At 68.7% G+C, this 14918-nt stretch carries 11 protein-coding genes and 1 pseudogene; 5 read left to right on the forward strand and 7 right to left on the reverse strand.

Annotation, left to right across the window (positions count from 1 at the left end):
* The first annotated feature begins 22 nt into the window (after positions 1-22).
* Positions 23-1124: pseudogene (locus IE109_RS29465) on the forward strand (cobalamin B12-binding domain-containing protein).
* Between the two features lie 393 nt (positions 1125-1517).
* Here the strand turns inward: IE109_RS29465 and IE109_RS29470 are convergent.
* Together IE109_RS29470 and IE109_RS34150 are read right to left on the reverse strand one after the other, a co-directional pair.
* Entirely contained in the window at positions 1518-1883 is a 366-nt protein-coding gene (locus IE109_RS29470; protein WP_229891699.1) for an STAS domain-containing protein, read from the reverse strand.
* Positions 1884-1906: 23 nt separating this feature from the next.
* Complete coding sequence (locus IE109_RS34150) at positions 1907-2311, reverse strand: four-helix bundle copper-binding protein (RefSeq protein WP_506417189.1); 405 nt, start codon at positions 2309-2311, stop codon at positions 1907-1909.
* Between the two features lie 205 nt (positions 2312-2516).
* On the opposite strand from IE109_RS34150, the gene IE109_RS29480 reads away from it, so the two are divergent.
* Positions 2517-2864 carry a hypothetical protein gene (locus IE109_RS29480; protein ID WP_189554418.1) on the forward strand — a complete coding sequence of 116 codons (348 nt, stop codon included), beginning with the start codon at positions 2517-2519 and terminating at the stop codon, positions 2862-2864.
* 13 nt (positions 2865-2877) lie between these two features.
* On the opposite strand, the gene IE109_RS29485 is transcribed toward IE109_RS29480, so the two are convergent.
* The 5 genes from IE109_RS29485 to IE109_RS29505 all read right to left on the reverse strand — a co-directional run bounded on the left by IE109_RS29485 (position 2878) and on the right by IE109_RS29505 (position 9973).
* Positions 2878-3867, reverse strand: a complete 990-nt coding sequence (locus tag IE109_RS29485; protein ID WP_189554419.1) for a magnesium and cobalt transport protein CorA — start codon at positions 3865-3867, stop codon at positions 2878-2880.
* 709 nt (positions 3868-4576) lie between these two features.
* Positions 4577-4861: a hypothetical protein gene (locus IE109_RS29490; RefSeq protein WP_189554420.1), complete on the reverse strand. Its 285-nt coding sequence runs from the start codon at positions 4859-4861 to the stop codon at positions 4577-4579.
* A gap of 136 nt (positions 4862-4997) precedes the next feature.
* A complete protein-coding gene (locus IE109_RS29495; protein WP_189554421.1) occupies positions 4998-5627 on the reverse strand; it encodes a hypothetical protein in 630 nt (209 codons plus the stop codon).
* Between the two features lie 1106 nt (positions 5628-6733).
* Positions 6734-7126, reverse strand: coding sequence for a DUF2267 domain-containing protein (locus tag IE109_RS29500; RefSeq protein WP_189554422.1), 393 nt, complete (start codon positions 7124-7126; stop codon positions 6734-6736).
* Between the two features lie 1152 nt (positions 7127-8278).
* Positions 8279-9973, reverse strand: a complete 1695-nt coding sequence (locus tag IE109_RS29505; RefSeq protein ID WP_229891701.1) for a class I SAM-dependent methyltransferase — start codon at positions 9971-9973, stop codon at positions 8279-8281.
* 316 nt (positions 9974-10289) lie between these two features.
* On the opposite strand from IE109_RS29505, the gene IE109_RS29515 reads away from it, so the two are divergent.
* The 3 genes from IE109_RS29515 to IE109_RS29525 are packed head-to-tail and all read left to right on the forward strand — an operon-like array spanning position 10290 to position 14852.
* Complete coding sequence (locus tag IE109_RS29515) at positions 10290-11552, forward strand: NAD-dependent epimerase/dehydratase family protein (protein ID WP_189554425.1); 1263 nt, start codon at positions 10290-10292, stop codon at positions 11550-11552.
* On the forward strand, positions 11549-12754 hold the full coding sequence (locus IE109_RS29520) for a glycosyltransferase family 4 protein (protein ID WP_189554426.1): 1206 nt from the start codon (positions 11549-11551) through the stop codon (positions 12752-12754). The genes IE109_RS29515 and IE109_RS29520 overlap by 4 nt, the downstream gene beginning before the upstream one ends.
* Positions 12744-14852: an MMPL family transporter gene (locus IE109_RS29525; protein WP_189554427.1), complete on the forward strand. Its 2109-nt coding sequence runs from the start codon at positions 12744-12746 to the stop codon at positions 14850-14852. The genes IE109_RS29520 and IE109_RS29525 overlap by 11 nt, the downstream gene beginning before the upstream one ends.
* Positions 14853-14918: the final 66 nt, after the last annotated feature.

Genomic DNA, 14918 nt, shown 5'->3' on the forward strand with positions numbered 1-14918 from the left:
CCCCTGTTCGCACCGGGCACCCCTGTCGGCCCCCCAGGCGCCGGAGCGGGCGGAGCCGGCCAGTGTGCGGGTCGGGAAACTGTGGAGCGCCGTGGCCGCAGGGGACGAGTATTCCGCTCTGGACACGGTCCGCAACGCCCTGGACGCGGGCCTGGACAGCGAGGCGATACTGCTGGACGTGATCGGCACCGTGCAGCACCGGGTCGGTGTCGAGTGGGCCGCGAACCGCACGTCGGTCGCGGAGGAGCATGGGGCGACCGCCATCAACGACCGCGCCGTCGCCTCCCTCCCTCAGCACCGTGCGGAGACGGTCCGCGGCCGTATCACCGTCGCGTGCGTGGACCGCGAGTGGCACGCCATGCCCGCCCGCCTGCTGGCCGAGGTCCTCCGCCTGCGCGGCTGGCACGTCGACTGCCTCGGAGCCCAGGTGCCGTCGGCCCACCTGATCGCCCACCTGCACCGGACCGGGGCCGACGTCGTCGCGTTGTCCGGCTCCCTGCCCACCCGGCTGCCCACCGCACACGCCGTCATCACCGCCTGTCAGTCTGCCGGTACCCCCGTCATCGTCGGCGGCGCCGCCTTCGGCCCCGGCGGGCGCTACGCCCGGCGTCTGGGCGCCCGGGGGTGGGCCCCGGACGCCCGGGCCGCCGCCGACCGGCTCGCGCAGGGCCTGCCGCTGCCGGACGGCGCCCGCCGGGCCACCGCCACGCTTCCCCACCTGCTCGACCAGGAGTACACCCTGGTAAAGCGCAATGCCCGCCAATTGGTGCGAGGGACCTTCACGGGCCTGGCAGACCGCCATCCGGCGATGGGCGTACAGCGACGAGCAGCGTGGACGCACCGCGGAGGACCTGGCGCACATCGTCGACTTCCTCGCCGCCGCCCTCTACGTCGACGACACCGGGCTGTTCACCGGCTTCGTGACCTGGACCGCCGGCATCCTCACCGCCCGAAGGGTGTCCGCTGCCGCACTCCTGCCCGGCCTGGATCTCCTGCATGAGCAACTGCGCGACTTCCCTCGCGCGCAAGCCTTCCTCGCCCACGGCCGCACCGCCCCACCTGCGCGGCGATCCGCCCCGCCTGCTGAGACCGCCGCGACCACACGCAACGGAAGCCCCGGATGACCAGCCCCGTCGATGGTGCGCTCGAACTGCGCGCAACGCCCACCGCATCCGACACGTGCGGACAACCGCGGCCGGGGACCTGGCCTTCGACACGTGCGCGGCCTCTCGCCGAAGCCACCGGTGTCATCAAGCGCCACCCTCACCTGCGGCACCTCCACCTCCACCCCGGCCTCGCGGAACTCTCCATCTGCGACTCGCTGGGCCTCTCGGCCCTGCTCCGGATCGAGCGCTTCACCAGCACGGGCGCCCGGCTGCACCTGGACAACCGGTCCCCGGCGCTTGACCGGCTGCTCGCCCTCACCGGGACCTACGACCACCTGGTGCGGAAGGCCACCGATGACCAGTCCGTGCCGGACACCCACGTCCACCGCAGAGGGGCGGGAATGACACGGATCAGACACGAACCGGCGCGCCGTCGAGGCCGCCGTACCCCGCGATGGACGGCATACCGGTCGGCTGGCTCTGTTCCAGGGCCGTCGTCAGCGTCGGGTAGACGCTGAACAGGGAATCGACCCCCAGTCTCGCGAAGATGGATCGGTAGTGCGTGTTCAGCGCCGCGATCCGCAGACTCCCGGCGTGTTCCTCCACCGTGCGCCGAAGGATGAGCAGCATGGTGATGGCCGACGAGTCAAGGTAGTGGGTGAGGGAAGCGTCCAGGACGAGCAACCGGCAGCCCTCACCGACCAACTGGCCGCACTGGTCCCCGACCTGGCGGGCATTGTGGTGATCGATCTCTTCCGGTAGCCCTGCCACCGTCACAGGACCACGCTGCATCCTCACCGTCAACACCACTTGCCTCCTGCGATGGCACGTCCGGCCATGAGTTCCCCCGCATCTTGCCGCACCGCCGGTCCCGCCGTCGACCAGTGCCGGGGCAGTCCGCTTGGCCGTACCCGGCAGAAGCCGGCGGTCGCGACGGGGGCGACGGCACAGGCGGTGAGGATGGCAGCTGCTGATGTGGGCGTCGTGGCCGGTATGTCGGAAGAGGACCGCATCGGTGGCGGTGCACAAGTGGCGCGGTCCATGTCGGTGCGGATGCACTTGGCCAGGTCGCCGACCATGCCCTCGGAGAGGCAGGCGTCCGCGCACGCGCTACACGCATACGCGCAGGCGACGCACTCCTCGATACAGCGGGTCGGCTTGGCCCGGTCGATGTCGCCGAGGTCGGCGGGGTACGCGGCGAGCATGTCCTGACGGTGCCGGACCGTGATAGGCGCGGACCACACCAGCCATCGCGCCCGGCCGCGCCTGGGCGGCAGTGAGCCGGATCCCCTGCCGCGCAGTTCTGTCCTACGCAGAGCGGGCCGGTACGCCGGGACGGTTACCGCCCGACGGGTGAGCGCCGGGCCGTGGCGAACATGAGCGTCGTCGCCGAGGGATAGTCATACCTGTATGACGACTAACGCGGAAGTGATGGTGGGGGTGCGCAGCCTCGATGATGCCGAGGAGGCCCACCGGCATCTGGAGGCTGAGGCCGCCGGACCCGATCAGCAGACGCAGTACACCCGCGGCGCCTTGACCGGGTACCTCTGGGCGCTGGGTCGCGGTGCGCCGGCGCCGATCACCGGGCAGGCGACAGACGGTCCCCCGAACCTTCAGGCGCTGACCGCGGAAGTGGCTGCGGCTACGGTGCAGATGGCGGACTCCACCCAGCGCACGGTGCCCCGCGACTACATCCACGGTGTGCGTGACGCGCTTGCGTGGGTGTGCGGGCAGAGCGAAACGCGCCCCCGCCCCTGACGCCCATACGGGTTCAGAGCCAGTCGTTGCGGCGGAAGGCTCGATACAGCATCCCTGCCGCTGCGGCCATCACTCCCAGCGCCAGGGGGTAGCCGAAGCTCCAGCCAAGTTCGGGCATGTGCTCGAAGTTCATCCCGTACACGCCGGCCACCATGGTGGGGATGGCGAGGATGGCCGCCCAGGCGGAGATCTTGCGCATGTCGTCGTTCTGCCAGGTCCCGACCCGGGCGAGGTGGGCGTCGAGGACGGAGCCCAGCAGATCATCCAGGGACCGGACCTCGGTGTCCGCGCGGTGCAGATGGTCGGCCACATCACGGAAGTAGGGCAGCAGGTCCTCGGGCCACGGGGCGCGCGGGCCGGTGAACTCCTCCAGGACGGGGACCAGGGGCTGGATCGCGTCACGGAACTCCAGCACCTCCCGTTTGAGGAAGTAGACCTGGTCGGTGACATCGCCGCGCTCGGGGGAGAAGACGGACCGCTCCAGCTCGGTGAGATCGTCGCGCACGCCGACCGCTGCCTTGGTGTAGGTGTCCACTGCCACGTCCAGGATGGCGTGCAGCACCGACGCCGGACCGCAGGAGACCGTCGCCGGATCGACCGCGAGTCGGCGGGCCGCCTCGACGGCTGGATCGCTGGGGCCGTGCCGGACGGTCAGGACAAAGCGCGGCCCGAGGAAGACCATCATCTCGCCGGTCTCCACCTGCGAGGTCTCCTCGACGTACCAGAGCGTCTTCAGCGCCACGGCCAGCACATCGTCATAGCGTTCACGCTTGGGACGCTCATGCGCCTGCACCGCGTCCTCCACCGCCAACGGGTGCAGACCCAGTTCGTCGGCCAGGGCCACCACCTCGTGCTCGGCGGGATCACTCAGGTGAACCCACCCGAACTCCCCCTCGCCCAGGTTCGCCACATTCTTGAGCACCACGCGGCACGCCTCGTCGGCCTGCGAGCAGTCCACACGCCGCGCTGCACCGGAGACCTCCTGGTAGATCACACATTCCATGCCTCCTCGCATGCTTCATACGGCCCGATTCATGCACGCGGACAGAATGGTGGCCTCTCCGCCGCGATGGAGGCTGAGGTGGGGGCATCGGATGCCGGGGCCACGGCTGCGACTGCGACTGCGACGAGCGTGCGCGTCCTGTACCGGTCCCGCGGCACCCCCGCCGACAGCGACCTAGATGGCGGCGGGTGAGGGCGTTGCTTCGGGGGCCGACGAGTCCCCTCACACCGTGAAAGACTGGCCCACAAGACCGGTACCCGCACCCCCGTATCCGGTCCCACAAACTCGCCGTCGCCCTTGCCTTGCCCTTTCCAGGGTTCTCGATGCCGCGGGCCTCGCGCCTGCGGCGGCACCGTACTGATGCCCGCCCGCCCGCCCGCCCGCCCGCCGCCGTGATCTTCCGGGCGCTGTCCGCTCTGAGTCGGCAGGAGTCCTGGCCCGGGCCGGCGTGAGGATCAGCTCCTCGCTCCCTGCCCGGCTCGCCGTCATCGCCGCACGGACACCGCGCCCACACCGCACGCCACGCCTGCTGAGTGCGCTGACGCGCACGGCAGTCGCACAACCGCCCCGGCCGCCGCCGGTGTAGGAGAAGCTGCCGGCCAGCACGCAACGTGACGCCGCGCCAGAGCGGCGCACGTTGGCAGGTTCTCGACGCAAGCAGCTCGGCCCACGAAGCGACGGACAGACGCAGGCGTGGCGGGCTCGTCCGTCAGGTGCCGACAGCGGTGACGCCGAACATGAGGGTTCGGCGACTGACGTCGTAGTGCACGGTCGGCGTGCTGCGCAAGAGGTCCTGGAGCACGTCGGCGTCGTCCGTATCAACGGTCAGCACTTCTTCCCAGGCACCTTCGTCGAGTACGAGTTGCAGGGTGAGGGTGCCTCGGGCAGCGGGCTCACCGGCAACCCAGGTGAACTGGTAGTGGCTGAGTTGGCGTACCTTGATGCTGTCGTCCGTGACGGGCTGCGTCACCTTGGTCGTGGCAGCTCTGGGCATGGCGTCTCTCCTCGGCTGGATGTGGCGGGTGCGAACCGTGGGCTGGGCTTCCACGCCGGCGGACAGCTGATGGGAAGCCGTGCGGGACGGGCTGGAGGGGCAGACTGGCCGTTTCCCGGGCCTTGCTGGGCGGGGGTCAGCAGTGACTCGTCATGGGACCGTTGTGGCAGGCGCGCCGTACGGCGGCCAGACCCGTGCCCCCGGCCATGGCCAAAGGCGAGGCGGCCCGGCGTAGCATCCCCTGCCTCTGCTGCTCAGGGCGCTGCTGCTCTCCGTGCAGCGCGTTGAGCACCAGCAGCCCGGCCGTGAGAGCCGGGACGGCCCACTGCAGCATCGCGAGCTGGCGCTCTGCCTTCTCCAACTCCACAGGGTGCTCGGCGGCCGCCGCTTGGTCCTCGGAGTCGGAAGACGAGGCGAGCTCGATCTTCTTGCCCAGGACCCGGCTGTAGGCGGTGGCGGCGAGTGCGGCTCCGGTGAGGACCGTCTTGGCGAAAGTGGAGGCGCCCACGCCGCTCTGGTACGCCACTCGGGCGCTGTTGGCCCCCAGCAGGCCGGCGCCGCCCACCAGGTGGATGCCGATCGCGGCCGCGTTCACCGGAGTCCAGGCCGCCCAGCCGGCGCTGGCGATCCGAGAGGCGACAACCGGCTCGTTCACCGTGTCGCGCGCCGCCCCGTTCAACCCGACGGCCCCCATGAGAGAGCCTCCGAACCAAGCCGCCAGGCCGATGTCATGCAGACTGCGCAGAACCGTGTTGCGTTCAGACATCTGAGTCCTTCCAGACAAACGGATCCCCTGCGGGCGCAGGGCACCGAGGTCAGACTCCAGGTGATCGGCAATGCCTGCCAGACGAGGCGCGCACTTGGACGAATCGCACTCAGCAAATCCGGTGAGGCCGATCGCTACGCGGCAGCCGCTGCGGCATGCCGCGCCGTAGCGAAGCCGGTGGCCGGACAAGTGGGAGCGCCGTGCTCTCACTGACCGTGTCCGCTGCCCCCGTATCCCCGCCGCCGTCGACGGCGGGGATACGGGGCGGGACCGTGCTACGGAACCCGTCGTGGAGTGCGGGCAGGTCTTCCTGAATCTCTGCCTCTGCTGCGAGACAGGCCCGCCGCTTCCCCGGACGGACCAAGCCCATCTCGGCCTCCTCGGTGTGCGGCCCCTCGTCCATCAGCCGCTTCGGCAGCTTGGGCGAAGCCCCGGGCGACGATCCGGGGGCAGCCGTGCCGCCCGCTCCCCGGGACGGCGGGCGGTGACGGCCGCCGCGCATCTTGGCCGCTGGCCGGCGCGGCGCGGTCGGTCTGGCGTCCCGCTCCCCAGCGCCGCCGCCGACGCCGTGACGCCGCTGGGGCGCCGCAGGCGTACGCCTCGCGCCTGCGGCTGTCCGGCCGGCGCTCTGCTAGCTCGCCACCCCGGCCGGCCGGGCCCTCCAACCCCTCAGAGGCGGAACGAGCAGGCTCGGTGACCGAGAATGAGACCCAGCAGGGCGCGGTGGGATTGGCGGCGCCTCAACTTCCCTGCCGTGACCTGTTCCGGCCCACCTGGCCCATGTCCTCAGGTACACGCCCGAGCTGCAAGCCGGCATGACGGAGCTCTTCTGGCGAACTGATGGAGCCCAGGGTGGATTCGGAGGCGATCGCAGGATGGAGCGCCAGGCGGGCTAGCAGTACCGTGAAAGCCACCCTTCCTGTGAAGGCCCGCAGCATGGCGCTGCGCGACCCCGCGGGGGAAAGACCGGGTGCGTTGGGGAGCCAGCTTGGCTTGATGACCGTACAGCCCTGTGGCGCAGGGCCGTACAGCCACAAGCCCCCGTCAGGGTCGATGTGCCGGAGAGTCCCGTTCTCCCGAAGAGAGATCGGCACGCTGAACTCTCCCTATACAGGCTCCATCCGCCCGAACAGGCCGGCGTGCCCCGGCGGCAACTGCGTAAGGATGCGACGCAGAAGGGCATCGTCAGCTGCTTCCGCGATCGTGGCCAGCACCGCCGTGACTGCCCGGCGTGCGTAGAGCGATCCACCTTGGTCGCAGTCGTCCACCGCTGCGACGAAGGCATCGGGGGTCAGCGGTTCACTGGCCGGTGGCGCGCCGATGAGCAGCGGTGCGCACTCCGGCGGCAGCAGACGGGCGAGATCGGTCCGGTCAGTGCCCACGAGGTGCGCCCCCAGTACCTCAAGCACCCGCTGCAAAGCTCCGGCTGCCTCCTGCCGGACGGCGTAGCCTCCGCGTTGCTGGACCTCATCAAGCAGCGCTTCCAAAGTCCTGTCCATAAGCTGCTCCCTGCGCGTGTCCTCGTTGGGGGCTGCATGGGCTTCAGCGTCCACACGCAGCCGTGTGTACGACCAGCTACCCGAAATTACTCTATGCAATCGATCGATTACCCAGAATGATGCTCTCGGGGATGTGTGCCTCACCGGGCACTGCCGGTAAGGGCGACTCCTGACAGGAGAGGGGCACCGTTGTCGGCCACCGCGGGGCACCTGAAGCCCGGCATCGTGCTGGTGACTTAGCGGGCACAGACCTATACGACTGCCCGTGTGTGCTCCTCCTGATGAAGGCTGCGGGAAAGAAGGGTGATGGGGGCATGAGGGGACGTGGACGAACTGGTAGTGCCGCATGAGGGGGACAGCCCCGCTAGTTCGGGCTCAGCCGGCTGGCAGCGTGGCGCGGTGGCGGGTGCGTCACCGCGTGCAACCGCCGGTCGGGCCCCCGTGCCAAAGAGGCGCGCGTCGAGTCGAATGCTTGGTGGAAGGCGATGCGCCTGACCGGGGTGGACCACCTTTCCAGCCGGGCGTATGCCCCAGGGGGCCGCGCTCGCGGCCTGGGCGGTGTCATCACTGGCGACGCTGCTCGTCGTGGCGCCGACAGCCACCGTCGCCATCCCCGGTCGCATCTTCCTTGCGAGAGGGCGGAGGGAGCCTGGGCGCAGGCGGCAGGCGGCAGGCGGCGGCCGGCGGACGGGCGGGCCTGGGCGACGGGCCTGCCTGGGCGGCGAGCCGCCACGCCCGTTCCTACGGCAGCCGGACCGACTCGCCGGACGGGCATCCGTCGCTACGACATCCAGCGAGCCGACCACACCGAAGAACCCTCCTACGGCTCCTCCGTCACTGGAGGATTCGACGCGACAGACTTCGCCCGCCGCACCGACCAGGCCGCAGGAGACATCACCGCCGCCGTCCACCAATGGCTCGTGGAAACCGACCGTATCCACCCCGACGCGTGCCCCTCTACCCGTAAGAACACGGGCGGCGGGGGCTGAGGCCGGCGAGGAGAATCACGGAGCCCTCAGGCAGCGGTCAGTCTCGCGTCATTTTTGCTCTGGGCAAGATTCGTCTGAAGACGGACGGTAGTAGCGCCGGCAGGCGGCACGCGCGTACGACCGGGCCGTACTGCTGGGCTCATGGGCTGGAGATGTGCCGCGGTCATGGGCCACCATCTGAGTGCTTCTGCGCGAGTAGACGGTAGGTGTTGCCACCCCTGGTCCTGCGCAGGAGGCGGGCCAGGACGCGATCGGCGGCGGTGGCGATGACCATTACCGGGAGCGCGGCCACAATCGCCGGGCCGCGCAGCATACTTCTCCACCGGGCGGGTTCTGGCGTCCGCCAGGGCACATGCGGCTCGGGAAACGCCTGTTCAAGTGTGAGCCAGATTGCAGCGACGAGGTCCACCGGTGAGTGGGTCTCACCGTACATCTCCTTCACCACGGTGAAGCCGTGTTGGTGAAGGGCCTTCCTCAGATTCTCGGCGGGGATGAAGTGCTGGTGTTGGGGCTGGAGCCAGGGGAGCCAGCGGCTGCGAAGCAGGCGGCCCAGCAGGGAGTGACCGTTGGGCAGTTCGATGAGCAGGTGACCGCCGGGCCGGAGGACCGTGGCGGCCGCCTTCAGTTCCCGAAGCGGGTCACGGGTGTGTTCAAGGTAGTGGTGCATGCTGACGACGTCGTACGAGCCAGCCAGTCCTGGAGCGACGCCCGGGAAGGAGCCTGCGATGCCCGTGGTGACCCAGCCGCGTCGCTCGGCTTCCGTGATACCGGCACTCATATCGAGGCCGTCGAACCGGGTTGTCGGCCACTGTTGTTGAGCTAGGAGGCAGAAGTGCCCCTGGCCCGCGCCGACGTCCAGCCAGCGGCGCGGTGCCGCTTCCGGATCAAGGGTTGCTGCCCGACTCATGTAGGCATCACGCTTCCGGCGGAACAGCGAGTCCATCCGCTTCGCTCCGAGGCCGTCGTAGCAGTCTCGGTAGTAGAACTCCAGCCCGGCTGGTGACAGCCGCGGGTTTTGGAAGATGTGGCGGCACTGCCGGCACTGCTCGAGAGTGAAGTGTCCGGGCTTGTGCTGAGCCAGGTCCGGACTGCGAAGGAATGTCGCCAAGTCGCTGGACCCGCACCAGGGGCAGTCGGGCCTTCGGCCTTCGAAGAACGGGGTAGTTCCCTCGGCGAGTGCCTGCGCGTAGTCCTTGCGTGCCAGTTCCAGGACGTCGCATGGGACACGTGGCTGCCAGGGCCCCAGAGCCGTGCGCACCCATCGCCAGGGGGGCTGGATCCAGCGGAGCGCGCAGGTGCCGTGCAGGTCGGCGGGCCGCAATGACGTTCCGGTGAAAACGAGGTAGGGCTGCAGACACCAGGAGACGGTGGCGAGGAAGCCGATGACCGGAGCGGTGACCATCAGGGCGGTCAGGGTGAGCCAGAGAAGCAGTGGGGGTGCCATGGCAACAGCCGTGATTGCCATGGGGGCGACCTCTTGAACGAGGAGACGCCGGTCCGGCAGAGTCTGTGGTCTGCTGCGCAACGCGGGTACCACCACCGCGTCCGTCGTCGTCGGCGCGTGTTTTTTGAGCTCCCCGACGAGGTCGATCATCTGCCGACAACTGACTGTGTCCGGAACGTCGATGTCCATACGGTCGAGTACGGACTCGTGTACGAGCAGGGCGTGCAGTGCACCGCGTCCGGGATGGAGAGGATCGGCTCGGAACACCGCGGTGTCCAAGCGCCGAACGAGCTCCATGGCGTTGTGGGCGGGAAGATCACCAGGGATGAGATCGACGACACGCAAGCCGCTGTGCTCGGCGTGGAGCCTCGCCGCACGACGTGTGGAGTCGTCCAGATGGACGCCGTCAGCCATGATGAACCGGTATGAGGGATCAGGCCTTTTATCGGGGCACGCCAGTGTCGCCAGGCGCCGCGCCCTGCGCCGCAGCCGCACGCCGTCGATGACGAGACAGAGGAGGGTACCTACTCCTGCCACGGCGACCCCCCACGACCAGCTCTCTGTCTGCACGACGCACTCCTGACATGGCCCGCAGCGACGAAATGGGCGGGCCACACCCCGAGCCACCCTCATTCATCGCTACTCGGTGTACAGTTCTCGTCGCTTAGCGTAGCCCGTCGTGGTCGGGCGCCGTGGCAGGCGGATCAGACCGGAGAAAAGGAGGCGGTCCGTGAAAATTCTCGTCCTGGGCGGCGACGGATACCTTGGCTGGCCCAGTGCCCTGCATTTGTCCAGATGCGGACATCAGATCGGCATTGTCGACAACTTCGCTCGACGCGGCTACGACCAAGAGCTGGGCATCGCCAGCCTCGTACCCCTCGCCTCCCTGCGAACACGGGTGACGGCTTGGCGGGAAGTCAGCGGACTGCGCCTCGAGGTGTACGAGGGGGACCTGACCGAAGCCGGATTCATCCACCGTGTCATCCGGGCGTTCCGCCCCGAAGCGGTAGTGCACTTCGCTGAACAGCGTGCCGCGCCATACTCCATGATCGATCGCGACCACGCGGTGTACACGCAGGTAAACAACGTCGTCGGCACGCTCAATCTGCTCTACGCCATCGGTGAATTGGACCGCGACATCCACCTGGTCAAGTTGGGGACCATGGGAGAGTACGGGACACCCAACATCGACATCGAAGAGGGGTGGCTGGAAGTCGAGCACAAGGGACGTACGGAACGGGTCCTTTACCCCAAACGTCCGGGCTCCTTTTACCACCTGTCGAAGGTCCACGACAGCCACAACATCGAGTTCGCCTGCCGTGCCTGGGGACTGCGGGCGACCGACCTCAATCAGGGAATCGTCTACGGTCAGCAGACGCCGGACACCGCACTGGACCCTCGGCTCGCAACCAGGTTCGACTACGACAGCCTCTTCGGGACCGTCGTCAACCGGTTCGTCGTTCAGGCCGTTCTCGGACTGCCTCTGACGGTGTACGGCAGCGGAGGCCAGACACGCGGTCTTATCGACATCAGGGACACGGTCGAGTGCATTCGGCTGAGCGTGGAGAACCCGGCTCGTGCCGGCGAGTTCCGGGTGTTCAACCAGATGACCCAGAGCATGTCGGTGCTGGATATCGCCCGGACGGTGGCGGAAGCATACCCGGGGGACGTCGAAGTCGAGCGTCTGGCCAATCCGCGCGTGGAGGCCGACCAGCACTATTACCGCGTGCAGCACAGTCGCCTCACCGAACTGGGCCTGATTCCTCATCTATTGTCCGAAACCCTGCTGACCAGTCTTTTCGACATCGCGCGGGAACACGCCGAGCGAGCCCTCCCGCAGACGATCCTGCCGCAAACCGACTGGCGGACACCCTCGGCGACTGCCCGGACGACACCCCCGCAGGTAGGGGAGATGCTCCCGCAGGCACGCACGGTGAGGCAACGGAGCTCCGCGGACGACACATCCACGGCGGCCGGGTCAGGTGCCCCGTGAGAATCGCATTCGTCACGGAGACCTGGCACCCCCACACCGACGGCATCGTCACCCGGCTCTCAGCCACCATTCGTGAACTGCGCCGCCGCGGACACGAAGTACTGGTGGTCGCACCCCGTGGCGGGCCCCGGTCCTACCACGGGGCCGCAACGGCCGGCATCGCCACATTCCGCACACGCCTGCTCTACGGTGGCAGGCCATGGGGGTTGCCCGTCCCCCGTGTCGGACGTGAACTGCACCGGTTCTCACCCGACGTCGTGCACGTGGTCAATCCGTTCTGCATGGGTGTGGCCGCTGTCGCCGCCGCCCGCCTGCTGAAACTGCCCCTGGTGGCCTCGTACCACACACACATGGACAAGTACGCCCGGCACTACCACTACGCAGCCCTCCAGCCGGCCATTCGATCGCTGGTGCGGCTGGTACACCGGCAGGCGGACATCAACCTGGTGACATCGAGGGCCGCAGCGGCGGAACTGAAAGAGCGTGGCATTCCTCGCCTGCACCTCTGGGAACGAGGCGTGGATTTGGACCTCTTCCGGCCGCAGACGCGCAGCCGTCCGGACAGCGACGATCTCACCTACCTCTACGTCGGGCGGGTGGCCGCCGAGAAAGGGCTGGACGTCCTGGGCGCCCTGGGGGAGCGGCTCCGAGCCGACGGGACAGGATCGGTGGTGATCGTGGGAGACGGACCGGTCCGCGCGCAGCTTGAGCGGCGCTTCGCCGGGCTGCCCGTCCACTTCACCGGCACGCTGCACGGTGAGCGGCTTGCCACCGCGTACGCGGAGGCGGACGTCTTCGTCTTCCCGTCCGCAACCGACACACTGGGTCTCGTGCTCCTTGAGGCCATGGCTTCGGGTCTGCCGGTGGTGGCCGCCGATGCGCCGGCCACCCGGGAAATCCTGGGTGATAACTCTGCGAGCCGACTCTTCCCGGCCCAACAGGCGCACCGCATTCCCCAGCTGTCCAGAGAAGTCCTCACCAGCATGGCCCCCGACGTGCTGGTCAAAACCGCACGGCAGGCAGCCGAGCCATGGGGCTGGCCGGCCACTGTCGATCGCCTTCTGCAGTACTACTCCCACGCGCTGTGGACAGCGACCTGCCGCACCGGGGGCCGGGGACCGGCGCGTGACACGCAACCGCTGCTCGACACCGCACCCGGACTGTACGACTGCCGGACCGGCGGATGCCCGCATGAGATCTAGAGTGACACCACGGCAGCTCCTGCCCGCCCTCGCCGTCTTGCTGACCTGGATGGTGCTCGGCGTCTTGAGCGCACCGGCCGCTTCGCAACTCGGGACGGCACAAGTAAACAGCGAAGAAGTCTTCCTGGCCGACCGGAGCGAGGCCAAGCGCGCGCAACGCCTCGTCGACCGCATGACGGGCGGCGCCACCCTGCCATTGGTCATCGTGTACGAACGCGACGGAGGCCTGACCACAGCGGATCACGCAACAGCGGCCAAACACCTGAGGACCTTCGCCTCGCTTCCCACCGTCGGCAGGCCGGTGACCGCTCCCGTCCCCAGCACCGACGGGGAAGCGATCCAGACAGTCCTCCCCACATCGGCCGACCACTATCAGGACGTGCGACGCCTGGTGGAACGGGTACGTGCCGAGATCGACACCGTCGCAGGCCCTTCGGCACATGTCACCGGGCCGGCGGGTCTCCTGGCCGACCACCTCCAGGCGCATGACGAATTCGAAGCCCGGCTTCTTGCCGTGACGGCGGCGGTAGTGCTCCTCACCCTGCTTCTGGTCTACCGCAGCCCGTGCCTGTGGGTGCTGCCGGCCGTCTCGGTCGCGGTCGCCTACCTGGTCGCGGCCGGTGTGGTCTACCACCTCGCCGGCGCGGGATCGCTCGACCTCACCGGTCCCGGCCAAGCCGTCTTCACCGTTCTGATCTTCGGAGCAGCCACCGATTACGCACTCCTGCTCGTCTCCCGTTGCCGAGAGGAACTGCGCCGAACAGGCAGCGACACGCAAGCCGTCACCCAGGCGCTGCGGCGTACGGCTCCCACGTTGGTGGCCTCGGCGGCCACGGTCGTGCTGGGACTGTTGTGCCTGCTGCTCGCAGGTACACCGTCGGTCAGGGCAGTAGGGCCGGTGGCGGCGATCGGCGTCATCATCGCCCTGGTGGTGATGACGACCCTGCTCCCTGCCCTGCTCGTGCTGGCAGGACGCACGGTCTTCTGGCCCTACGTCCCCGGACCGGACGACCCGAGGGATCCTCACAGGTCATGGACCGCCATCGCGGAACTGGTGGCCCGGCGACCTCGGCTCTCCTGGCTGATTCCGGGCATCGTGCTCCTGATCGCCGCGATGGCCCTCCCCGCACTCCGACCCGATGGCATCCCCAAGTTCGATGCCTTCACCACGGTTTCCGCCGCGGCTGTCGGCCAGAAGACCATTGAGCGGCACTATGCGGCCGGCTCCACCGCGCCAGTCGTCATCGTCGCGAAGAGTTCCCGGCTCGGCGACGTCGCGCGACAAGCGCGTGGCGTTCCAGGGGTGGTCGCGGTGGAGGAGGCGCCGGCGGCGGCCACGGCACGTGACGGGACCACCGGTAGCTGGCGGATGGCCAAGGCGGTGCTCGCCTCAAGGCCAGATTCCCCCCAGGCCCAAAGAGACGTCGAGCGGCTCCGCGCGGCGGTCCATAAGGTCCCCGGAGCCGACGCGCTGGTGGGCGGCAACACCGCCATGGAGCTGGACACCCGCACCACGGCGGAGGCCGACCGCGAAGTGCTCCTGCCCGCAGTGCTTGCGGCGGTCTCAGCAGTCCTCGTCTTCCTCCTGCGATCCCTCACGGCCCCGCTGCTGGTGATCAGCACGGTCGTGCTTTCCTATGTCGCGACATTGGGGGCCTGCGGGCTGATTTTCCGTTTCCTGCTGAAGGCGCCGCACTCCGAAACTGATTTCCCACTCGTGACCTTCGTACTACTCGTGGCCCTGGGCGCCGACTACAACATCTTTCTCATGTCGCGCATCCGCGAGGAAGCACGCCTGGTCGGCACCCGCCACGCCATCCGGCGAGCACATGCCGCGACCGGCGGGGTCATCACCTCCGCCGGCATGATTCTTGCGGCCACCTTCTCAGCCCTGCTCGTCTTTCCCCTCACGTCCCTCATGCAGCTGGGAGTCGCCGTGGCCATCGGCGTGCTCCTCGACACCCTGGTCGTGCGCTCGCTGCTGCTGCCGGCCGTCAGCCACGAGATCCAAGGTGCCCTCTGGTGGCCCGGCCGGCCGCCGACCGGGCCACCCGCTTACCCGGAAAGACCGCGCTCTGAGGTCGCTGTGACCGGATGACCGACCGTCGCGCCAAAAGCCCCATACGCGCCACACCACGAGAAGGTTCACGGGGGACTGGCTCCC

Source organism: Streptomyces lavendofoliae (assembly GCF_014649735.1).
Classification (GTDB): domain Bacteria; phylum Actinomycetota; class Actinomycetes; order Streptomycetales; family Streptomycetaceae; genus Streptomyces; species Streptomyces lavendofoliae.

Excerpts from the sequence above, each read along its gene's own strand:
- IE109_RS34150 (WP_506417189.1), bottom strand. The coding sequence starts at position 2,311 with ATGCTCGCCGCGTACCCCGCCGACCTCGGCGACATCGACCGGGCCAAG.
- IE109_RS29480 (WP_189554418.1), top strand. The coding sequence starts at position 2,517 with ATGACGACTAACGCGGAAGTGATGGTGGGGGTGCGCAGCCTCGATGAT.
- IE109_RS29485 (WP_189554419.1), bottom strand. The coding sequence starts at position 3,867 with ATGGAATGTGTGATCTACCAGGAGGTCTCCGGTGCAGCGCGGCGTGTG.
- IE109_RS29490 (WP_189554420.1), bottom strand. The coding sequence starts at position 4,861 with ATGCCCAGAGCTGCCACGACCAAGGTGACGCAGCCCGTCACGGACGAC.
- IE109_RS29495 (WP_189554421.1), bottom strand. The coding sequence starts at position 5,627 with ATGTCTGAACGCAACACGGTTCTGCGCAGTCTGCATGACATCGGCCTG.
- IE109_RS29500 (WP_189554422.1), bottom strand. The coding sequence starts at position 7,126 with ATGGACAGGACTTTGGAAGCGCTGCTTGATGAGGTCCAGCAACGCGGA.
- IE109_RS29505 (WP_229891701.1), bottom strand. The coding sequence starts at position 9,973 with ATGGCTGACGGCGTCCATCTGGACGACTCCACACGTCGTGCGGCGAGG.
- IE109_RS29525 (WP_189554427.1), top strand. The coding sequence starts at position 12,744 with ATGAGATCTAGAGTGACACCACGGCAGCTCCTGCCCGCCCTCGCCGTC.